Source organism: Novilysobacter viscosus (assembly GCF_046600715.1).
GTDB lineage: Bacteria > Pseudomonadota > Gammaproteobacteria > Xanthomonadales > Xanthomonadaceae > Lysobacter_C > Lysobacter_C viscosus.
In genome coordinates this window covers 260,206-280,810 of record NZ_JBJMAV010000001.1, presented here as the reverse complement: position 1 = coordinate 280,810, position 20,605 = coordinate 260,206, and the positions used below count along the sequence as shown (strand labels likewise).

At 64.1% G+C, this 20,605-nt stretch carries 24 protein-coding genes, 1 tRNA gene and 1 pseudogene; 8 read left to right on the top strand and 18 right to left on the bottom strand.

Annotated features, from left to right (window positions below; translation table 11 throughout):
• The first annotated feature begins 935 nt into the window (after positions 1-935).
• Positions 936-1,472, top strand: a complete 537-nt coding sequence (locus ACJQWL_RS01310; protein ID WP_330967921.1) for a hypothetical protein — start codon at positions 936-938, stop codon at positions 1,470-1,472.
• 424 nt (positions 1,473-1,896) lie between these two features.
• Here the strand turns inward: ACJQWL_RS01310 and ACJQWL_RS01305 are convergent, their stop codons facing one another.
• Positions 1,897-2,091 (bottom strand): hypothetical protein, encoded by a 195-nt coding sequence (locus ACJQWL_RS01305; RefSeq protein WP_330968010.1) that lies wholly within the window; start codon positions 2,089-2,091, stop codon positions 1,897-1,899.
• Between ACJQWL_RS01305 and ACJQWL_RS01300 the strand changes: the two genes are divergently transcribed.
• The 3 genes and pseudogenes from ACJQWL_RS01300 to ACJQWL_RS01290 all read left to right on the top strand — a co-directional run.
• On the top strand, positions 2,078-2,497 hold the full coding sequence (locus tag ACJQWL_RS01300) for a hypothetical protein (RefSeq protein WP_330967922.1): 420 nt from the start codon (positions 2,078-2,080) through the stop codon (positions 2,495-2,497). The genes ACJQWL_RS01305 and ACJQWL_RS01300 overlap by 14 nt on opposite strands.
• Positions 2,498-2,551: 54 nt before the next feature.
• Positions 2,552-3,103, top strand: coding sequence for a hypothetical protein (locus ACJQWL_RS01295; RefSeq protein ID WP_330967923.1), 552 nt, complete (start codon positions 2,552-2,554; stop codon positions 3,101-3,103).
• A 294-nt stretch (positions 3,104-3,397) separates the two neighbouring features.
• A pseudogene (locus ACJQWL_RS01290) lies at positions 3,398-3,505 on the top strand (hypothetical protein); the annotation flags it as partial.
• A 299-nt stretch (positions 3,506-3,804) separates the two neighbouring features.
• Here the strand turns inward: ACJQWL_RS01290 and ACJQWL_RS01285 are convergent.
• The 5 genes from ACJQWL_RS01285 to ACJQWL_RS01265 form a co-directional block, all read right to left on the bottom strand.
• Positions 3,805-4,323: a hypothetical protein gene (locus tag ACJQWL_RS01285; protein WP_330967924.1), complete on the bottom strand. Its 519-nt coding sequence runs from the start codon at positions 4,321-4,323 to the stop codon at positions 3,805-3,807.
• A complete protein-coding gene (locus ACJQWL_RS01280; protein WP_330967925.1) occupies positions 4,316-4,897 on the bottom strand; it encodes a type II toxin-antitoxin system MqsA family antitoxin in 582 nt (193 codons plus the stop codon). Before ACJQWL_RS01280 ends, ACJQWL_RS01285 begins: the two co-directional genes overlap by 8 nt.
• 494 nt (positions 4,898-5,391) lie before the next feature.
• Positions 5,392-5,763: an HGGxSTG domain-containing protein gene (locus tag ACJQWL_RS01275; protein WP_411300715.1), complete on the bottom strand. Its 372-nt coding sequence runs from the start codon at positions 5,761-5,763 to the stop codon at positions 5,392-5,394.
• A 226-nt stretch (positions 5,764-5,989) separates the two neighbouring features.
• Positions 5,990-6,238, bottom strand: coding sequence for a hypothetical protein (locus ACJQWL_RS01270; RefSeq protein WP_330967926.1), 249 nt, complete (start codon positions 6,236-6,238; stop codon positions 5,990-5,992).
• Between the two features lie 119 nt (positions 6,239-6,357).
• Positions 6,358-8,634 (bottom strand): hypothetical protein, encoded by a 2,277-nt coding sequence (locus tag ACJQWL_RS01265; RefSeq protein WP_330967927.1) that lies wholly within the window; start codon positions 8,632-8,634, stop codon positions 6,358-6,360.
• 304 nt (positions 8,635-8,938) lie between these two features.
• On the opposite strand from ACJQWL_RS01265, the gene ACJQWL_RS01260 reads away from it, so the two are divergent.
• On the top strand, positions 8,939-9,346 hold the full coding sequence (locus tag ACJQWL_RS01260; RefSeq protein WP_330967928.1) for a hypothetical protein: 408 nt from the start codon (positions 8,939-8,941) through the stop codon (positions 9,344-9,346).
• 603 nt (positions 9,347-9,949) lie between these two features.
• Here ACJQWL_RS01260 and ACJQWL_RS01255 read toward each other — a convergent pair.
• From ACJQWL_RS01255 to ACJQWL_RS01225, 7 genes are all read right to left on the bottom strand, one after another.
• Complete coding sequence (locus ACJQWL_RS01255; protein WP_330967929.1) at positions 9,950-11,215, bottom strand: DNA-primase RepB domain-containing protein; 1,266 nt, start codon at positions 11,213-11,215, stop codon at positions 9,950-9,952.
• 346 nt (positions 11,216-11,561) lie between these two features.
• Positions 11,562-11,786 carry a helix-turn-helix domain-containing protein gene (locus tag ACJQWL_RS01250; protein ID WP_330967930.1) on the bottom strand — a complete coding sequence of 75 codons (225 nt, stop codon included), beginning with the start codon at positions 11,784-11,786 and terminating at the stop codon, positions 11,562-11,564.
• A gap of 130 nt (positions 11,787-11,916) precedes the next feature.
• The gene (locus ACJQWL_RS01245) at positions 11,917-12,594 is read right to left on the bottom strand and encodes an HNH endonuclease signature motif containing protein (RefSeq protein ID WP_411300714.1); all 678 of its coding nucleotides are present in this window, start codon (positions 12,592-12,594) and stop codon (positions 11,917-11,919) included.
• A gap of 11 nt (positions 12,595-12,605) precedes the next feature.
• Complete coding sequence (locus ACJQWL_RS01240; protein ID WP_330967931.1) at positions 12,606-12,818, bottom strand: helix-turn-helix domain-containing protein; 213 nt, start codon at positions 12,816-12,818, stop codon at positions 12,606-12,608.
• Positions 12,819-12,929: 111 nt separating this feature from the next.
• Complete coding sequence (locus ACJQWL_RS01235) at positions 12,930-13,535, bottom strand: hypothetical protein (protein ID WP_330967932.1); 606 nt, start codon at positions 13,533-13,535, stop codon at positions 12,930-12,932.
• Between the two features lie 49 nt (positions 13,536-13,584).
• A complete protein-coding gene (locus ACJQWL_RS01230; protein WP_330967933.1) occupies positions 13,585-13,989 on the bottom strand; it encodes a hypothetical protein in 405 nt (134 codons plus the stop codon).
• A gap of 50 nt (positions 13,990-14,039) precedes the next feature.
• Positions 14,040-14,390, bottom strand: a complete 351-nt coding sequence (locus tag ACJQWL_RS01225; RefSeq protein WP_330967934.1) for a hypothetical protein — start codon at positions 14,388-14,390, stop codon at positions 14,040-14,042.
• 117 nt (positions 14,391-14,507) lie between these two features.
• Here ACJQWL_RS01225 and ACJQWL_RS01220 point away from each other — a divergent pair, with 117 nt between their 5' ends.
• Complete coding sequence (locus ACJQWL_RS01220; RefSeq protein ID WP_411300671.1) at positions 14,508-14,696, top strand: plasmid mobilization protein; 189 nt, start codon at positions 14,508-14,510, stop codon at positions 14,694-14,696.
• Here ACJQWL_RS01220 and ACJQWL_RS01215 read toward each other — a convergent pair.
• From ACJQWL_RS01215 to ACJQWL_RS01200, 4 genes are all read right to left on the bottom strand, one after another.
• On the bottom strand, positions 14,693-15,949 hold the full coding sequence (locus ACJQWL_RS01215; RefSeq protein WP_330967935.1) for a tyrosine-type recombinase/integrase: 1,257 nt from the start codon (positions 15,947-15,949) through the stop codon (positions 14,693-14,695). The genes ACJQWL_RS01220 and ACJQWL_RS01215 overlap by 4 nt on opposite strands.
• A gap of 145 nt (positions 15,950-16,094) precedes the next feature.
• Positions 16,095-16,181: transfer RNA gene (locus ACJQWL_RS01210), tRNA-Leu, on the bottom strand.
• A 31-nt stretch (positions 16,182-16,212) separates the two neighbouring features.
• On the bottom strand, positions 16,213-17,943 hold the full coding sequence (locus ACJQWL_RS01205) for a hypothetical protein (protein WP_330967936.1): 1,731 nt from the start codon (positions 17,941-17,943) through the stop codon (positions 16,213-16,215).
• Between the two features lie 9 nt (positions 17,944-17,952).
• Positions 17,953-18,549: an NfuA family Fe-S biogenesis protein gene (locus ACJQWL_RS01200; RefSeq protein ID WP_330967937.1), complete on the bottom strand. Its 597-nt coding sequence runs from the start codon at positions 18,547-18,549 to the stop codon at positions 17,953-17,955.
• Positions 18,550-18,651: 102 nt separating this feature from the next.
• On the opposite strand from ACJQWL_RS01200, the gene ACJQWL_RS01195 reads away from it, so the two are divergent.
• Entirely contained in the window at positions 18,652-18,993 is a 342-nt protein-coding gene (locus ACJQWL_RS01195; protein WP_330967938.1) for a 4a-hydroxytetrahydrobiopterin dehydratase, read from the top strand.
• 25 nt (positions 18,994-19,018) lie between these two features.
• Complete coding sequence (locus ACJQWL_RS01190) at positions 19,019-19,432, top strand: energy transducer TonB (RefSeq protein WP_411300670.1); 414 nt, start codon at positions 19,019-19,021, stop codon at positions 19,430-19,432.
• A 3-nt stretch (positions 19,433-19,435) separates the two neighbouring features.
• Here ACJQWL_RS01190 and ACJQWL_RS01185 read toward each other — a convergent pair whose 3' ends face one another.
• Positions 19,436-20,422 (bottom strand): RluA family pseudouridine synthase, encoded by a 987-nt coding sequence (locus ACJQWL_RS01185; RefSeq protein WP_330967939.1) that lies wholly within the window; start codon positions 20,420-20,422, stop codon positions 19,436-19,438.
• Positions 20,423-20,605 lie beyond the last annotated feature (183 nt).

The following is a 20,605-nucleotide window of genomic DNA, read 5'->3' as shown; positions in this document are numbered from 1 at the left end:
ACCCGGCCAGGCAGACCTGCCCCGCAGACCCCCGGTCAACTGCAGCCGCGCAGCATCAGGTTCAACACGACGGTCAGGGCCACCGAGACCACGATGGAGATGAGGCAGCCGCTGGTGCGGACCTTGATTGCCATGGACTCGACGCTCCTGCATGCGGGTGGCGGAATGGCGACACCCACGTGGCGCGCGCGGACGCGCGATCTTTGCGAGGAACAATGCCTTTACTGGTGCCCGGAGCCGGACTCCCATCTTGATGTACAACGATTGTTTGTCAATCCCCAACCCTTGCGGCGCCCCGTTTCTACTCACTCCGCTACTCACTTGCCAGCTCTGGTAGGGGCGCGTCCTAGCGAGATCTGTGTTGACCGGTCCGGACTCTGGGCGGAGTCTGCCGACCTTGGACGCGGAGAGCTTGGCAATGGCCAGACGCACCTCTTATCCCATCCTCAGACGGGACCTGGAACTGGAGCGACTTGAGCGCGACCTGAGCCGTGCCCAGATGGTCATCATCGATTTGATGCCAGACCGGTTCCGGCGCGTTCTCAGCAGCTATGTGCATTGCGAAACAGAGCGAGACCTATACGGCTGGTCCTACAAGGCTGCCGAAGAGCTGGTGGAGCTATGCGACCCGATCCCGCCACCATTACTGGACGGGTACCCGCTAGACAGCCCCCGGGCGCCCTGCCCGCTCTGCGGGGCGGTGCCAACCACGATTGGGGCAATGGGTTACGCGTTGCCGGAGGGCCTACTCAGACACCTGCAGGGCACTCACAACGTTTGGCAGTGCGGTGTTTTCTGGGTGGCAGAGAGTATGGCCAGGCAACGAAGGCAGGACATGGCAGCGGGGAGGGTCTGGGCAGTGCCTCGCCCCAAGCTGAACGAAGCATCGGTAGGATCAAGTAAGGGGCCTGCAGGGAACAGAGGGGAGCGCTGAAATGGGGACCAGAGGCAAGTGGGGAATTACGCGAGACGAGGACGGCTCACTCGCTAACATTTACGACTGGCCGTGGTACTGGCGCTACACGGCAGGACTGGCAGTTCTTTTGGCCGCGGTGACGATAGCAACCATGGTCGCTGGATCCGCCTCGGAATGGCGGTTTTGGCTAGTGGCCGGCTTCGGTGTCCTGTTCGCCCTCCTGATCATGGGAGAACTCGGCGGTTTCCTTCTGCTGGCGGCACTCGCCGGCGGCATTTGGTTTGCTATGGACGCGCTTATTCCCGACGTTGAGCTGTCACTGCCCGTACGCATTGGCGGCGCCGGAACCCTTGTCGTTGGCTTCCTGTGGCACCAAGCGATGGAGAAGTTCCGAACGCAGCAGAAGGCCATCGACAATACATGGAAGCGTCTGACCAACGTCGAGGAGGCACGGACTGATCAGTCCGCTGACATCTATCTCCGGCTGGCCTCGCTCGACGCGAAGTTGGCCGAGCTAGAGGCCTTGCAGCGCAAGAACTCGCGGCAAACCCTGTAGACGAGGCGCGAGCATCAGAGGCTGTCTAGTGCACGGTCCGCCTCAGGATTGCCAACATCCAGGCGGCCTTCCGGTCGCCCAAAGCTGCGGCCGCCGCCAGCCGTGCTAATAGCTCTTGCAGGTTCATCCTTGACCGCCCTCCCCTCACGGAGATATGTCATGTCTGTGAGCAACGCTCTGCGCTGCATCGTAGTGGCGTTAACCCTTGTCGCGACACTTGGCTGCGGCGGCACCGATGAAGACCAATACGGCACCGGCTAACGCGACGGCTAGGGCACGGCACAACCCTGCCAGCGGAATCCGAGCAACCATGATTCATAGCACCTGGGACGACTGATGGGCACTCCCTGGCTACGCCGTTGGGCAGAGCGCCCGCAGGTCGTTGCCTGCAACCCTAATCGAGAAAAAGGCAATCTCTAGTAGCTCAGGCCGCCAGCCGATGCTCGTAGTACGGGTGCTGCTCATCGTCGAAGATCGCGCCTAGCGCGGCGAGGTTGCTCGGATTCGGGTTGAACCCTTCGTCGAGATGCTCGGGCTTGCTGTTGATGATGGCAATGTATAAACGGATCCAGATCAACTCATCAAGTCTTTGGGTGACAAAGGCAATGGCTACCGACATTGAAATGTTCAACCAGCATCAGATGGACACTAGGAATCGGCTCAATTTCTTGGTGCAGGTGGTACTGCTCCTCGCAGGTGGCGCACTGACCGCCTCTGTGACCGTCTTCACGGGCTCTCGCTCGATCAAGCTATCGGAACAACTATCCACTGTCCTCGCAACGTCGTGGTGGGGACTCATCGCTTCCATGTGCCTCGCCATCGTTGTGGTAGCCATCGTGCTGCTTCGCGACTACGCGCTAGGAGAGCGGTGGCGCCGATCATTCAGTGATCCGTCGGTTGATGTTGCGGGGGCACCCGGCATTGCGGACGTTGCGATCATCGGCTTCGGCATCGTGTCGCTACTTTCATTTCTGGGTGGCTTCATTGGCATTGGATTTGTGGCAGCCTCTTTGCTTGCCACCTAACAAATAGTTCAAACCGCAACCACTTCGCGGCTCGCATACATCCGGTGCTAGGCCATGAAAAATCGCTACATCCCTCTAGGCGTTATCCTACTGGCCGCAGGTATCGGGGCGATCTGGAGCCTCGTTCAATTTGCAGGCCTGCAGGCATCGTTGTTGTGGACCGCCATTATCGGCGCGGCGGCCTGGGCAATCCGCAGCAGCATCGAGCAAAGGCGTGAATACCAAAGACTTCTGGCGGAACAGAAGCGGAAACACTACTTCGAGTTCCTCGACTTCATGTCGAAGTTCATTGATACGTCTGGCGATGGAAGGCCGCCACAGCTCAAACGAAAGCCAGACCAGCCTGTCTCGTTGAATGAGTTTCGGATGTGGAGTTTGCGACTAACGCTGATCGGTTCTGACGAAGTCGTCAAGGCATGGAACCATGCACGGCTCAACGAGACCGACGCAGAGGATCCCTTGGGCGTGCTGAAGAGGTGGGGCCGCTTGTGGCTTGCGATGCGGAAAGATTGCGGTCACCCAGATACCCAGCTTGGGGTGACAGACGTGCTCGGTTCGTTCGTAAACGACATAGAGAAGAGCCGAGCGCAGCTAGATAGGCCGTAAGCGGCTACGCGAAACCGAGTGCCGGCTTCATTGAACGGCGGCTGCTCCCTGCCCGTCCCCACGCACACCTACCGTCCAGGGCATTGCGCCTCGTGCAGTCCACAACGATGCCAGAACCGGCCTCCGGAGCCAGTGCCATGTCGAGCCAAGTAATTACCCATCCCTAGACGCCCCAACCTCGCTGAACGCGGCCACCGGCAGCACCAGCTGACCGATGGAGAGGGCCGACACTCACCCACCGCTGAAGTGGGCCTGCATTGCTGGTTCTAGCCCCATTGGCATCTCGCCACTTGGGAGCGGCAGCTGAGGGCAGGACAACGAGGGTCTGTCATCTCCGGCACGAAGGGCGGGCGGGATCGCGAAAGCTGGCTTGCGATCCGGTGGCTGCCTTGGAAGCGGTGAGAACGGTCGCGCTGTCGCTGTACAGCGTGGTGGCCGGCTCACCGATAAGCCCACCCCAAGCAAGCGATGACGTTCTATCGGAACCAGAGGGACCGGAAGATCAAGCCAGTGGGCGAAATCTGCGGACATGCCTTGAAGTATGCCTACGCGGGCGACCGTCTAGCAGCTCATGATGCAGCTGGCGCTTTCCATGAAGAGGCATTGGCTCTGACGTCAATTGATCTCGGCCATGGAGACGGACGGGGTACCTACGTGGCAGCCGTATACGGTCGCGCGAGATCCACCATCGATGGCGATACTCAGTCCTCGTCTGCACCAGTACCGCAATTCATTTGAAAGAATGGCAGTGTTATCTGAGGTAGAGAGGCTCTCTTCAGCGTGTCGAACACGTGCTGGCGCCAGAAGGGCCAAGCATTGTGCATGCAGTTGAGTCGAGCAAAGTTCTTGAGATCCTCTGCTGCAGGCTCCTTAGTGATCGCGTAGAGCACCAAGAACGTAGCCTCGATCTCGAAGAGAACGTTCTCGGTAACATCCTCTCGCGACTCTGAGGCCTGTTCGGAGTCGTCGGGCCGATAAACGCCCCGAATGCCGAGCGTTATGAAAGCCCGAAGGAACTTGCCTACACTCCCTTCGGGCGTCTCGCCTTCAGCTACTTGGGCGCGCACACCGTCACGAAAGTAGACGTTTACGTGACCGTCGTGCACGGCCGGCAAGTAATCGAGATATCTCTTGAGAGAGCATTCCCACAAGGCAATATCGACGAGTGCGAAGTGCGCTGCCGCATTGAACATCTTCTGAGCAGCAGGCGCCTTAGGCATGGGCACACCGAGCAGGATGCCAAGTCCGCAGCTCTTCGTTCGCAGCCATCAGCTCATGCGATTTTTCATTCACCATGCGAGCGATGATGTCCACCGGTCGCACTGGGCTCTTAGCCTTGGTCCAGCTCGACGCCTGCTCATCTACGAAAGTCGCACCACACGTTAGGCGAGAGCGATCCTTCAGAAGTGACCTGGCCTCATGTGAGTGCCAAGCGAGGCGCATGAGTAAGTCCATCGCCCGCGACTGTATGACTTGCCCGCGCTCGTACTTGGAAAAGGCATTCGCTCCACCCCCAAGCAATTCAGATGCTTGAGCTTGCGTGAGGTTAAGCGCACGACGCCATTCCCGAATCTGGCTACTGACCAGCAGCCCGTCGTGCTGCCTCTTGGCATCCGCCATCAACAGCTCATTGCTTCTCGCTTGCTCGGGAGAAACGGACTCCGCGCCGCAACCACTGCAGACGGAAAAAGCGTAGCCCTCAAGCTTTAGGGTCGCTTCCCCGTAGCGCATCTCCTCAGTTGCCGTTGACAACTGGAGACTACCTTTCTCACAAATCGGGCAGATGGAAGACATGGTCTAACCCTTTCTCTGCAAATGAAATGACGCAAGCACGACCTGAGGCAACGTCGCCTCAGATCGCTCAAAAAGCTTCACGTAAAGTTCGTCGAGGTGGCCCTGAGGGCCCTGAAAGCGGGGGTGATAGACATCGAAGACCGTGCCGTCGTCGGCCTCAAAAGGCCCTCGGTAGTCCTCAGGGAGCAGAGAGGCCAAGCATTCATGGACATCGTCCAAGCCATACCCCAACACCGCCATATCGATTTGTAATCGGCGTCCAGCAAAGACAACTCGCCCAGCTCTTGCTGCCGCAACAATGCGGTCAAGGGCGTATCTTGGGCCGGTCATGTATGAAAATCAACCATCATGGTTAGTTGACGTACATCTCCCTGACGGACGGCCTTCTGTGAAGACTGGGCGGCTTTTGCCCCAGCGTTCGCCCCCAATAGCCGTGCTGTCTGGAGTCTAGCGCGAGGAGGTCGAGCCGGTCACCTACCTTTTGAGCTCTTGCTCTAAGCTGCGCAACCCGTTGAATTGCTGGATATCTGAGCGCTTAGGTTCGATGTCACCCGCGCCTTACCTTCCGCGGTTCGCGGGCCAGTGCTGCACCCACCGTGCCACTTGCATCGTCTCTTCCCTGGCACGCTGTGAGCCTCACAAGGCTGTCCGTCTCTTCGCCGCTTAGCCCCGCAGACAACTCGAGCCGCCACCAGGCTCCCAAAGTCATTCGCGCGCGCATTGGGGTCACTTAATTCCGGGCGTGGCGTCCGCTTAGGACCCTCTACGGCGGCCGGGTCTGGCCCCAAGCCCTTCAGGAATGCCCACTCCCGGATGATCGCGTCCAACGCGCCGGAGTGGATGTTGAGCGGGTACCTGGGACCCATCCTCCCCTTGACTAGCGCCAAGGTATCCTCGGCCGGCATGTAGTCAATCCGGACCCTCCCAGCCCGCCTTCGCCGCTGTGTCTCGTTGGCGTTCGGGTGCGCCATGGAACCTCCTTGTCTCCCGGCACTTGCCGGCACTTTGGCCTCTACATCTCTCTACTTTGGGGGCCGGCTCGCTTCCGTCCAGAGTGACTGTGAGCGTGCCGAGCCAATATTTGGCCGCTATTTAATTGCGCTCAGAAGCAATCCGGTCCAGAGCGTCGGCTACTTCCCGCAGCTCGCACGCGCCCGGCGTGATGAGCTCGTGCAGTGTGATGCGGTGCATAAACCAGTTCAGACCCACAAGGTCCACCAGAGTCCAGACCCAGCTGAGGCCGCATAAGATGGCCAGACACAACGCCGTCTTGGACAATGCACCCGTCAGCGTCAGCGAACAGACCAACAGAGCGAACGCCACACACAATTGGATGGCCAAGCACCGCTCCTGGCGGACGAAAACCCCCTGTAGCGCGTCGTAAAGCTCATCAACTGTCTCAAACCTATCCCTGACCGATACGTGCGGCATCCTCTCCCCCTTGTCCGTGTTCGGCGCACTTAGTGCGTGGTCGGCTGCGACCATCCGCGTTGCTTGCGCCGCTCTGCCATCTCCCTGCGCAACCGTTCCAGCTCCGCATCGGATTCCGGCGTCCACGCGCCTGGTTGTCCACCCGAGACATCAACCTGCATGCCCTGGTTGATCTGAGCGCCTGCTGTTGCCGCCAAGGCCGGCAGGCGCCCACCTATCAGTTCCGCCAGGCGGCTGGTGGGCCGCCCGCGGCTCTCCCGGGTGAGGAGCTTCGCCAGCGTGTTGCTGTTAGCCGCGCGGCCCAGCGTCGCCCCTCCCGCAGCGGCCTGAAGGATCATCGGTGCCAGTGAAGGGTTGGCAAGACTGCCGCCGCCCATCAGCAGGTTGTAGATCAGGCTACGTTGCGCCGTCCCGCTGTCCGCAATGGGGTCCTTTAGGAGCGTCTGACCCATCCTCGCAAGCTCACGCATCTCTTGCGTGCTGCCATTCCGCACTAGCGGCCACAAGGATGCAGGGCGAATGTCTCCGCCCGCACCGGCCACTTGCTGGAGGGCCTTCTCGGTGGTGCGCATGTTCGCCCAACCCGACCGAAGCGCCTTCAACGTCGCGGCGTCCTGCGGGCCCACTGACTCACTGGCAATGTCATCGAGGGCCATTCGCAGCTCGCGCACGGCGAGCCCCAGCTTGTCGTTACCCTCAGCCTTCCTGAGCTTCGTCCGGACTGCCTGGTACTTCTGGCCCGACAGCACTCCGCCGTCCGCGTTGGACAGGATGTCGTCCATCTGGTTACGCAACACCTGCGCCTGGTCGTTAGTCAGCCGGCGGGAGGCCTCCGTCTCGATAGATAGCAGCTTGCGGGCGGCACGCTCAGTCAGCGGCACCGCGTTGCGGTTGTAGATCTCCTCGAACTGGCCGCTGAGCCCTCGGCGGGCCTTCGTCATCACGTCGTCGGAGAGCCTCGGAGCGTCCGCGCCAAACGTGCGGCCGACAGCGCGATTGAAACCCTCCTGCTGGCGGTGGGCCGCGCGCTGGTAACCGCTAAAGGGCAGATACTTGCCAGCGGATGCAGCAACCTTGACCGGCAGCGACTGAGAGACCTGGGATGCGTGCAGCGGAATGCCCATCTGTTGGGCGCGGCCAGCCAACTGGCGGACTTCCGGCGCCACAGCATTCGCGGCACGACGACCCAAGGCAGAGAGTCCAGCCACAGCGCCGTGAGCGGCGCCACCAGCCAGTCCGCCCACCGCTGCGTTCTGTACCCGACTCTCCCCAGTTGCGACCGGCTGCGTCGCTGAGAAGCCCGCACCCATCGCGACATTCCCCGCTAGGGCTCCAACACCCTTGGTACCTACTGCGCGTGCGACAGCACCGCCAGGCACCGCCATCTGCCCCACATGTCCTGCGATTACTCCCAGTGTGCCGCCGCTCGTGTTCATCAGATCGGCATCTCGGACGCGGCGCTGGTCGATCTCCTGCTGGGTCGCCTGCATCCGCTGTGCGATGGCCTCACGGCCACCCTGCCCCACAAGTGCGGGATTGCTGCGGGCGAAGTAGTCCGCAGCCGATAGACCCAACTGCTGGAAGCCCAGCCCACTGTCCGAGAACGCCTTGCCGAAGCCTGCCGCCATGTTCTGGCCGAAGCTCTGGCCGTCCGTGGCGCTGTACTGGTTGGGGTTGACACCGGCTGCCGCGTAGCGATCTGCGACGCTCATTTGCGAGCGGTCGGGGCGATACTGAGACTGCGCGAACGCTAGGATCTGCTCGTCGGTGGCGCCCTCCGGGACCTCTATCCGCCTGATCGACCCTTCGGGAAACTCGACACGCTTTACGTTGCTACCGCTGGCGGCTTGTCCGTTCTCTCGCGTGTACTGCTGCAGTGCGCGTTCCATCGTCGCCGTGTCCGTTCCAGCCGGGAACTCGACAACTTGGCCGTCGGGTAGCTCAACCTCTATCGGGACTCCGGCCTCCTCGCCCTCTATCACGAAGCCAGGAGGCAGTGGCGGGATCTGTTCTGCCTGCTCGTCTTCAAGGACGAACCCCGGGGGAAGGGGTGGAACCGTATTTCGATCCCGTTCCGCAACGTAGGCCTGAGCCAGCCGGCGAGCATCTTCAACGTTGCCCGCGGCGTCCGCCTTGCGTAAGGCGGCGGCGATCTTTTCGAGACGGGTCATCCCTGCGACCGGCGAGGCAGAGCTCTCCCCCGCATTGGCTTGGGCGTAAGCGAGTACGTCCCGCTCCGATACGCCCTCGGGGGCATTGACTTGGTACTGCCGGCCCTCCGGCGCGGACACGATGTAGTTGGGCATGTGCGTTCCTTGCGGCCGGTCGGCCTAAGTTCGTCCGTGAAAGGCAACCGTCCTGGCGCCCACTCAATAGGGTTGCCGCGCTTACCTGGCGCGGCTCAGGAGGTGACGCCTAGCTGGGGGGCGAGTGTCCCTATCCCTTAAGCCATCGGCGGGGTGAAAAGCGGTCCCCATGTTGCGAGAGAGTGCCCACCGGGGTATTAGTGCCCACTCACGCAAAGCGGGGGGCTGCATGCGAGTTCGACCGGGATTCTTCGCCCATGCGGCGTTTGCCCTAGCGGTTTCAATGTTCTGGCCGTTGGGGGCCATGGCCCAAGACGAATCGACTTTCACTTCGGAGGAGAGCCGCGAGTTCGCGGATCAACTGACTATGTGCGCGGGTTACTACGGCTGGCTTGAGGAGGCCGCGCAGGCCCTAGGTCGCCCAGCCGCCGCTGACCACATTCGGGGGTACCGAAACGGAGCTAAGTCGGCGGCGCTCTACTTGGAGGCCTTGGCTTTTCGACTAGACAACCCGGACGCCCCTGCTAGAACGTACGGCTCCTTCTCGCCGCTCGTGGATGGGCCGATCGAGTCGAGCAAAATACGAATACGGGCTCTACAGGAAGCCGGGAACGAGGAGCAGATTGCTCGCATGGATCAGGAATGTGAGGATCTGAAAGAGGCAACGGGGGGCATCATTACGCTCATCCGGGAGGAAATGGCCGGCACCTGATCGGCCACCACGCTGACTGGTCGCTCTATCGCAACCGACTTAGGAACTCATCTGCAGCCCGGTCTAGCCAAGTCGCCATTAGCACCTGCGCCGCTGCTCTGACGCGTCCGTAGTCAGCCTTGCGGCATCGAAGTGATTTCGCGCGCTGGTCTAAGGGCATCGCTGGTCGCCGGTACATGAGGCGAGCCATCCCGTCCTGAGCGGCTTCTTTTCCGTAGGGATGCAGGAGCGATTCCACGGCGTGCCGCTCAACTACCGGCCACTTGGAAAAGTCTTCACAGGCGTACAGCAGCAGGATGGCCTCTAGGGGGCCATCCAGCTGCGCCATCGCAAGTGCGCCGCTCACGTCTTGGGCGGATCGGTGGCAAGGCATCACAGCGACGCCGGCAGATCGCACCCAGCGCCGTTGCTGCCGAACCGATGCGCAGCCTGCGATCGAACGAGCCGCACCCTCTTCCAAGCGCCCTCGCCATGCAACCGTGAGGCGGTCGCCCACGGCGTTCTCGGCGTCATCAGGCGGGACCCATTCCAGATCCGCATGCCAGGACATGCCTGAGCCCGACCAGCGGGTGAGATGGCGCGCAGCCGCTTCGACTGCCGAGCTCAGCACGGGTCACCGTCATGGCAAACACTGCCGATTCCGGAAGGACTGTAAGAACGGGAATCCCGGGCGTCTGCGCCTAAAGCGCCGACCACCCCAAGCACAACATCAGGGGCTACAGGAGCCACAGCCTGTAAAGCTTCAGGGGTGGCGGAAAACGGACCTATTTGCGCGGTTGAATAGGTGGCGGAAAACGGACCTATTGCAAGTTGGTAGAAGGTCGGCTTGGGACCGCGCCCCTTCCGCGGCATTGCCTTTGTCGCCGGCTTGGCCACAGTCAGCAGGCCGGAAGCGGCCGCGCGTGCCCGGGCCGCTAAGAACGTCTTCTTGCGTGGGAACCACTCGACCAATTCCGAGTGGGGCAACGTCACGCACCCGGCGTTGAAGCCATCGGCTCGGCGGTAGGCCAGCACCACGACTAGCCGGGCAGTGTCATCCAGCGCCTTGAAAGCGGGGGCGTCGAACAGCTCCAGCGGAATCGACAACGCGCCCGAGAGCTCGCTCCGGTATGCGCTAACTACAACCGCGCGCACCTCGGCATCGTGCAAGGGCGGCTTGCATCGCTCGGCGTTGACTGTGAGCGCCTTCGCTAGCTGTGCGGACTGGGGCACACCCGTTCGCTTGGCGCGTGCCGCCAGCTTGAACAACTCTGCATTCCTACCGCCCTCTCGAATCACATGGGGCAGTCGAAAGCGGGTTTGCAGACCGAATGCTTCGGCCAACTCGCCCCACGTGAGCGGACCGCCCTCGCACTCGACCAACCGCGTAGTGAACGGTGCGGCCTTGCGGTGCAGGAACCCAGGAAGCCGCATCACGCGAGGCTTGTCGTGAACCTTGGGGTCGGCACCGAACCGGGCGGCCAGTACCTTCTGCGCCGCGCTGAAATGGTCCGTCGGAATGTCCACCACGGGCCAGTAGGCATGCCACTTGCCGGGCGAAGACTCCACCACGATGCGAGGGCGGATCGGGGCGGCCAGAACTGGCTCAATCGACGCACCATCCAGATCCACGAAGAGCGCACGAATGCCAGTTACGTTCGATGCCTTGCGGCCATAGCCATCGCCCCGGTTGACCATGACGAACACCCCAGCGCCCTCGAGGTTCAAAGCCTCAAGCGTCCGGACACGCTGCTCCAGCGATCCATGAAGGATGCGGCTCAGCCCTCGCACGCCCCGCTTGGAGTCTTCGAAGGTCTGGAACGTGTGCAGGTTGTCGCTCGACAGCGCGGTGAGAAACCGCGCCGCCTGTGCGGTGTCGATGTGGTCCACGTCGCCCCCCGGCGTCGGTTGCCTCAACTGGAAGCGATCTGGGTTCCGTCGATGCCTCTAGAGCGCGCCGGAGACGCCCCTTCGCGGGGTGCTTGGGGTACGGGTGGCATTGGGGTAGCGGGTGGGGCTAGTGGAGTTGCATCTACCCCGGCTCCGGCGCGCCTGGGATCAGGCGTAAGCCAGAAATCGCGCGCGTCCTGCGCCCATCCGTCAGCAGCGAGCTCGCTAGTCGAAAGGCAACGGCGGTCAGGTTGGCCAACCACCCCGATCCGGTGGCGGTCAAATGCTCGCTCGCTGCCAAATCCGAGTCCGCAGACCGTGCACTGGCATCTCGATCCACGGAGCCTCACGACTGCACCGCCTCGGCGATTACACGCCGCAGCTCTGCATCTGAGATGAGCGTTCGCCGCCCAAGCTTTACCGCCTTGATGCGCCCTGCGGAGATCTCCTCATAGAGCCAAGTACGGCCCATGCTGAGGGCGCCACACACGGCGTTGATCGAGTGCAGCTGCGGAATCTGGGCAACACTTTCCCGCCCCGCGTGCTGCGGGTTTTTTTCTTCCGGATTCATCACTTTTCCCTTCGATTGAAGGGTCTTGAGGCTTGCGCCAGGCTTTCGCCCTCACCACAATCGGCGCTGTCCCAGACCCACGCTTATTGCTTTTCTCAGCGCGTCGCGGCCTCACCCGCTAGCGCACCAATCAGTCCTCTCCAGACTCGTCCGCTCCCGTCCGGCCCCGTGCCGGTGTGTCCCGAAGGAGCGAGATCGACTCTACCGGCGCGCTTCGCTCAATAGGTCGCGTAACCGGCCCTATTTCGGGGCCGGTTGGCCGACGATTTGTTAAACGAGGGCGGGATTTGACGCGCCCACGCAGCGGCACGTGTCGCCAAGTAGTGCCATCTCGGGCCGACCTGATCGTGCGGGGATCGACCTCCAGCTCCCTCGCCCACTGCTTCACCGGCTTGTCGCCGCAGCGAATTGCCAGAACATGCGCCTCTGTGAGCTTCGCGTCTGACCTTTGCTCGCCTACAGGAGCAAGGCCCGAGGCGACGGCCCGACGCACGTTCTCGCCCCTGGTCACAAGCTCCAGGTTACGGATGCGGTTGTCGGTCTTGCGGCCGTTGAGGTGATCGATCTCCATGCCGGCCGGGATCGCACCATGGACGCACTCCCAGATGATCCGGTGCGCGTACAGACAGGAGCCGCCGCTGAGGGACTGGCCTGCGCCTAGCCGCACGTAGCCATCGCTGCAAACCGTGCCCACCGGCGCACCCTGACGGCCGTAGATGACCCCTTTCGCCGGCCAGCCGAGAAGGCGACTGGGAAAGTGCAGCACGAGATCAGGCACACGCAGCTCTTCGGCGCTAACGCCCAGCATCAAGCCAGGCATCAGTAGTCGCCCCCGGCCGCTTTGTGAGCTTTCAGTCGATCTGGAAGGCTGCGCAGGCTTTCGACGACCACGTAGCGTCGGGCGCCGATCTTGAAGGTTTCTAGTTGCCCGCTGTTGACCAGTTCATACGCAACGGTACGGCTAATACCGTGCTCGCGGCAGGCGTCCATCAGGGGACGGAAGGCCGGAGGGTCTTGCTTCTCGTTCTTCAACTTGTCGCTCCGAATCCCCGCGTGTTCTGCGGGCTCGGAACGAATACTGAGGACCTATCAGCGAGAGTTGTCTAGGCAGACTGCACGTTAGCTAGGCTGCTATCAGACTCGTTATTTCCCATCTCCGCGCCTTGCCTCTTTTCGCCAAGCGGTGGACCACGCCTTGACGTTGCCGATGCTGGTTAGCACTGGCCATCTGCGAATGACCTCCATCGCGAACTGCTCTTCCGTCCTGAGCTTCGGATGCTGGCCCTGCTCGCGCTCAAGCCAAAAAGCCTTGGCCTCATGTTTTGCGGCCGCCTTCGCTGCCGCTTCCGGATTCTTTACGTGCTTTTGAGAACCGCGGGACCTTGCCTCTTCGTGACGGGAAAAGGTGACGGCCTCTGGAATCAGGGTCATTAGGTGGTCAATGACGCTCTGCTGCCGCCGCATTCGATCACTCATCGCGGTGACGAACTTCACCAACGCCGACTCTAGCTCCGCGCTGATAGGCTCCGCTTGTAGCCTCGCATGTAGTTCGCTGCCGGCGGTCGATATTGGATTCGACGCCTCACCTGCCGCAACCTTCTCCGCGATGGCCACTACGCTCAAGCGCGCCTGCCCCAGCGAGGTCGCCGCAACCACCTTCCCCTGCGTTGCCTCCAAAAGGCGCTCCATCGTGAGTTCCGGCGGGAAGCGCACGGTATCCCACGAGGGTTGATCGCTTGACTTCTTCATCTTGATCTTCTCGAGCTACTCCGAAGGGCACGCGTGATTCCTGACGAGCCTACCGCGAAGCGAGCGACAGCTGCTCGCAGAGGAACTCGAATGCGTCCTCGAGGGCATCTAGGCGAACGGCGCCCATCAAATGAAGTCGCTCTTTAGCGCGTGTTCGCTGGACGATCTGATGTTGCCACTCTGCGACCTGCGCCCTCATCGTCGCGTCCGTCGGCCAGACGCCGCTGATCGCGTAGCCCTTGGCGCGGGCCATGGGGAGCTTGGCGCGCCAGTCTGGGTCGTGCCCGACGGTTTCATGTTGGTCCCAGTCCTTATGGTTGGCTTGCAACCAGACCCAGAGGGCCGTTAGCTCGTCGCCCTGTAGCAACGGGAGCCGAACTACATCCGCCAGCGGCCCTCGGGACACCTTAGGGCCGCGCTTCTTCGCTTTCGGTAACTTGATGACAGCGCTCATCTGGACGCTCCTACGAGTAGGGGCCGTCGTTTGCGACCGGCCCCCTGTGATTACTTGAAGCGCTCGTCACGCAGATCGCCCATGAGCTTGTCGACTCGATCGAGCAGCTCACCCATAGCCAGCTGAATCGACTCGCGGTCAGTGGCTGCGAGGCCGTGGTATTCCCGCTCAAGCTGCTCTGCGTCGCTGCGCATGTACGCATCACGCTGAAGCATGTCGAAGAGCCCACGCATCGCCCAGCTACAGCGGTCGATCTTTCTCAGCCGGTTCTTGGCACCCGTGGGGAGGGTCGAGCTGTCCCACGTGATGTCAAGGAAGTGACGGTCATGCAGCACCTGGGTCGGATCTGCGCCTTGCTCCTGCACCCCAGCCTGCTTCGTGTACCCGTTGCCATCAGCCATCGTCATTCTCCTGTCGGTGGTCGAAGCCAACCCTTGGCTGGCCCGGAAACGTGGCGGATTGACCGGACCTCGTTTCTGCAATTACACTAATCCACCTTTTCTGCAATTGCAACTACTATGGGACGACCGCCACTGCCCGACTCCGAGCGCCGCTCGGAGGTGCTTCAGCTACGGCTGACCACGGGGGAGAGAAAGGCACTGGACGACGGCGCGCAGGCGGTCGATCAGAGCACGTCCGACTTCATCAGGACTGCGGCCTTGGACAAGGCAAGAAGGGTCAGTCCGGCCTCCAGCCGAAAGCGCTAGGCAGACCTAGAGCGGATCGGTGTGACGGTGCTTCCCGGCGCCTTCAGGGACATCAGGTAGTCACTCCACGCCTGCATCATCTTCCGGCGTTCGGCCAAGTGCTGAGCGCGGTTGTAGGCCGCCCGCACCTTGTTCCGTTCGACGTGGGCCAACTGGCGCTCGATCACGTCTGGCGACCAACCCATCTCATTGAGCCGCGTACTGGCCAGCGCGCGAAACCCGTGGCCCGACATCTCGTCCTTTTCGAAGCCCATTCGGCGCAGCGCCGAATTGATGGTGTTCTCGCTCATGGGTTTTCTTGGCGAGGCCATGCCGGGGAATACCAAGGTGCGATGGCCGCTGAGCTGGTGCAGCTCCCTGAGCACCGCCACAGCCTGCTCTGACAGCGGTACGAGGTGCTCCTCTCGCATCTTCATGCGCGGGCCGGGTATGCGCCACTCTCCGGATTCTAGATCGACCTCCTCCCAGCGCGCGCCTCGCAGCTCCCCGGGCCGCACAAACACCATCGGCGCCAGCTGCAGGGCCAGCCGCGTCAGGGGCGAGCCGTTGTAGCCATCAATTGCTCGGAGCAGCGCTCCAATCCGCGCGGGGTCCGTCACCGCCGCTCGGGGCGTGCTGACCACTGGGGACAGAGCGCCCTTAAGGCTTGCCGTTGGATCAGCATCGGCCTTACCGCAGGCGATGGCGTAGCGGAACACCTGGCTAATCCGGCCCTTCACCCGGTGAGCCGTTTCGTGTCGCTGATCGACTGCTTCGATTGAGCGTAGGCACGCAAGCGCCTTCTGAGGGGTGATCTCCCTGAGCGGTAGACGGCCAAGATGGGAGTGCGCCAAGCCCAGCATCCACTGCGCCTTCCGATAGGTCGCCGCCGCCATGCTGTGCCGTTGCTTCTCCAGCCACTCGCTTGCGACGGCCTCGAACGTGTTGAGGCTTGCTTCTGCTGCTGCTAGTCGTCGCTCCCGCCGCACGGCGCTCGGGTCAACCTGGTCGCGCACTAACGCTTTTGCGGCATCCCGCGCAGCCCGTGCGGCTGCGAGCCCTGTTTCGGGATAGGCACCCAGTGAGATCATCTTGGGTCGGCCGTGGATCCGATAGCGGAGCCGCCAGAGCTTCGACCCTTGCGGTGTCACTTCCACACAAAGGCCACCCGCATCCGCTACGCGGTAGAGCTTCTCTCTGGGCTTCAGGGTGCGCAGCTTGGCGTCACTCAGCATGGGAAAACCTGCGGGCATGAACGCTTCGTAAGCGCCCATCCTACGCACTTTCCTACTCACATGCAGGGCCGGTTGCTGGCGGACAATGGCGACCGTCAGCGGCCAAACGTCGCCGCTATATGCCTATTAATCAAGGCTTTCGGAGTAGCGTCCGGAAACTCACGGACCTCGACGAACCGCACTTTGGTGCCCGGAGCCGGACTCGAACCGGCATACCCTCGCGGGTGGCGGATTTTAAGTCCGCTGCGTCTACCGATTTCGCCATCCGGGCCGATCGGCGGCGATAGCTTACGCCAGCAGGCTCAGGCCCCGGGCGGACCTGCCGCGCCGCCTTCCTGCAGGTGCGGCTTGAACGGAATGTCCGGTGGCGGACGCGCGGTGGCGGGCTGCTCGTTGAGGTTCGGATCGACGATGCCGCAGCCGCCGCCCAGCGCCAGGAACGCAATGCCGCAGACGATGCGCTTGTTGGTACCCGGGATCGGGATCGCCACTTCCTTGTAGCCCTTGCGCACCCATTCCTCCAGCAGGGTCTCACTGGGGCGCCAGTACTTGTCGAACGTGGTGGGCTCGTAATCCGTCGGGGGCCGGCGCAGCCACGTACCCGCCCGGTCGAGGTTGGCGATTTCCTCGGTCACCGAACCCGGCGGGCGGTTGGGCGATGCCGAGCCGGGCGGCTCGGCGAGGCGGACGCGGCCATCGCTGTCATACAGTCCCGGGGGCTGGCCGGGCGTGCCACTTTGGCCACCGGGTCGAGCCACGTCCGAGCCGCCACTGTCGTCCGCGCGCCTGGGAGAGGGCCAGGCGCCCGGGGCCGGATCCGGACGTGGGCCCTGCCCTGCGAGTGCAGCGGGCCGACCCGAGGCCGCCCCACCCGATTGGGCTGCCTGCGAGGACGCTGGCGACGCCTGCGACGTGCCCTCCTGGCCCTCGACACCATTGCCTGCGGCAACCGGCGTGGCCGGCCCGGCAGCCTGGGCGGGCATGGGAACGCTGCGCTCGGTCACGGCGGGTGCGTCCGCCTTCAGCCTGGGCGGGGCCGGGGTGGCAACGCCGACCTGTGGCAAGGCGCGCGCCCGCAGGGGCGTGGGAATGTCGCGGCGACCGACCTCGGGGGTGCGCATCGGCAACTCGGGGGACGCCAGCTGGCCGACCGGAAGCTCGGGTGGCGCAGGCATCCGCGCCTGCAGCGGGACCGGGATTTCGCGCACCGCCACTTCGGGTGCCTCGGCGGACAGGTCGGGTGCCTGGACGCTCGGCTGCGTGCTGCGGCGGGTGGGCGGAAGAACGAACTCGACCGTGGGCGTAACCGCCACGACCTCGCTGACGGCGATGGGCTGTTCGGCGGGCGTGGGCGTAGGGATGTCGCGTCGTTCGACCTCCGGCACCGGCACTTCCAGCGGTGGCAGCGGCGGGGCCGCGGCCTCGGCAACGCGCGGTGCCCTCGGTGGGGTCGGCTCGGCGGGTGGACTGGCATCCGCCGGTGACACGGCAGCGTCAGGCTGCGCCAACGCGGTGGCGGGCATAGCCGAGGCGGACGGCGGCGCGTCCGTCGCCGAGGGCGATTCGGGGCCTGAGGGTCCGCCGGTCTCGGCAGGGGTGCCCTCCCCCACGAACTCGACCTGCACGACCAGCTCGCCCTCCGCCGGCGGCGGTTCCGGGTGCGGTGGCGCCAGCAGCAGCCAGAGCATGAAGGCCGCCAGCACCAGGTGCACGACCGCCGACCCGCCGGTCGCCACCAGCCGGGTACCGCGCTCATCGGGTGCGGGTGCTTCCCAGTGCTGGCGCCACACCGAGGAGAACGCCTGCCACCGCGTCAACTCCGCCAGGCGTCGGGGTGGCATGAGCGGGGCCCGCGCGGCCAGTACCTGCACCAGGTCGGCGGCCGGCGCGCCAACCACCCGGCCGGGCCGCCGCGCGGCTTCGGCCAGCCAGGCGTTCCAGCTGGACGGGAACTCGCCCGGCGGCGGGCCACGACGCTGCACCAGGCGCAGCCTGCGCTGCACCGCTTCGATCAGTTCGTCGGTTGAATACATCCGCCCCGGTCAGGCCGCGCCGTCGCGGCTGATGTAGGGCGCGGTGCCGGTCTCGTGGTCGGTGGCATCCCGCACCGCCGTCACCCCCGGCACCTTTTCCAGCAGCGTCTTCTCGATGCCCTGCTTGAGCGTCACGTCCGCCATCCCGCAGCCGTGGCACCCGCCACCGAAGCGCAGCCTCACCACGCCATCGCCGGTGACTTCCTCCACGGCGACATGGCCCCGGTGCTGCGCCAGCTGCGGGTTGATCTCGTTGTCCACCACCCAGCGCACGCGCTCCACCAGCGAGGCCGCCGCTTCCGGGGCATGGCCCTTGATGCGCGGCGCGCGGATCTGCAACTGGCCGCCGGTGTCACGCGTTTCGTAGTCGATCTCCGCGCCGTCCAGCCACTGCACGCTGTCCGATTCAAGCCACAGGGTGAAACCTTCGCAATCGATCGCCCACTCGTCACCCGCCAGCTCGGCCGGTTCGGCGAAGGCAAGCCGCACGTCGGCGCGCGATGTGCCGGGATGGACCGCCGACAGGCGCACCCCGAGGCCGGGCAGCCCTTCGCGGTCGAGCAGGCGGCGGAAGTGGGTCTGGGCGGATTCGGAAATCTGGATCATCCCGCTATTCTAACGGGGTCCGCGGCATGCTCCGTGGCCCGGCGCCCGCGCCCAGCCGCCCCGATGCGGGCGGTTCACGTCGTCGCAACCGAGGTAGCCCCCATGTCCGATCTGATCCCGCTCGCCCAGGCCCGCTGCGTTCCGCGGCGCGGCATCGAACACCGCCTGACGCAGGCCCGCATCCGCGAGCTCTTGCCGGAGGTCCCCGGTTGGGAAGTCGGCGAAGGCGGCCACGCGCTGAGCCGTACGTTCACCTTCGATGATTACCACCGGACGATGGCCTTCGTGAACGCGCTGGCCTACATCGCCCACCGCGAGGACCACCATCCCGACCTCGGGGTTCACTACGACCGCTGCGTGGTTCGCTATTCCACCCATGACGTGGGCGGCCTCAGCGAAAACGACTTCATCTGCGCGGCCCGGGCCTCGGCCCTGGCCGACTGACCCGATGCGTTGCCAGGAGTGCCGCATGAACCATCGACTGATCTCCATCGCCATGGCCGCCACCGTGCTCACGGCGTGTGCGCCCGAGCCGCAGGGCCCGCCCGCCGCGCCGCCCACCGAGCTCATGGCGGTGGACACCCCGCCACCGGCCTACCCCGAGGCCCTTGCCTGCGACGACATCGGGGGGCAAACCGTGCTGGCGGTGACGGTGGGCCCGGAAGGCCGGCCTACCAGCGTCCGCGTCAAGCAGAGCAGTGGCCAGCCCGAACTCGACGTGGCCGCGCAGGAAGGTGTCAAGGCGTGGCAGTTCCGCGCCGCAACCCGCAACGGCCAGCCGGTCGCCTCCGACCTGCAGGTGCCGGTCACTTTCAAGCCGCCGACCCTGCGGCCGGACCGCTGCTTCGCGCTCGACGAGGAACGTCGCGACGGGGAGCTCTGAGGCTCAGCCCTGCAGCCGGTCCAGCACGTCGAGCAGTTCCGGCACCAGCGGCGCATTGAGTACGTAGGGCGCGCGTCCGTCGTCCAGGGCGAACTCCAGCGTCGAGGCGTGCAGGAACATGCGCTTCAACCCGACCTGGTCGCGCAGGCGGCGGTTCGCTTCCGGGTCGCCGTACTTGGCATCCCCGGCAACGGGATGGCCGATGTGCTGGGCGTGCACGCGGATCTGGTGGGTACGGCCGGTCTCGATGCGGACTTCGCACCACGACTGCCCACCCCTTCGCTCCAGCAACTTGAAGTGACTCAACGAGGCCTTGCCCGCCGGGCTGGATGCAGCCACCACCTGCACGTGCCGCTCGCCGCCCTGGCGCAGGCCGATGTGCAGCGGCGCATCCACGCTCATGACGCCATCGGGCATGCGCCCGGCCAGCAGCGCCAGGTAGCGCTTGCGGATCGCGCCGCCGGTGCCGGACTCCTCTCGCATGAGCGCCTGCAGTTCGGTCAATGCCGAGCGCTTCTTCGCCACCAGGAGCAGGCCCGACGTGTCGCGGTCCAGGCGGTGGACCAGCTCCAGCGACTGGTTCGGCCGCAGTGCGCGCAGGGTTTCGATCGCGCCGAAACTGATGCCACTGCCTCCGTGGCTGGCCACGCCCGCTGGCTTGTTGAGCGCCAGCAGCCGGGCATCCTCGAACACGATGGCCGCCTCTAGCGCGTCCAGAAAACCCTTCGGCGGCGCCACCGCGTCGCCAGGCTCGCTGAGACGGACCGGCGGAATCCGCACCTCGTCGCCCCCCGCCAGCTTGCGGTCGGCCTTCGCCCGCCCGCCGTTCACCCGGACCTGGCCGGAGCGCACCAGCTTGTAGACCAGCGACCGCGGCGCGCCTTTCAGCTGGCCCAGCAGGAAGTTGTCGAGCCGCTGGCCATCGCGGTCGTCCGGCACCCGCACGGTGCGGGCGCCACCGCGGGGTCCCGGGGAAGCTGAATCGGTCATTCGCAAAGGGTTATCTGATACACTCGCGACGCGAGATAAGGTTTTGATTTCGCAGGAAGTTGCGGGGTCCGGCGCGTGCCTGTCACGCCCCGGTCCCGGAAAGGGGCCGAAAGCCCCGTCCTGCGTTTCCGTACCGTGCCTGACCACTGCCCCCGGGGCAGCCATGTTAGCAGCGACGGTCCG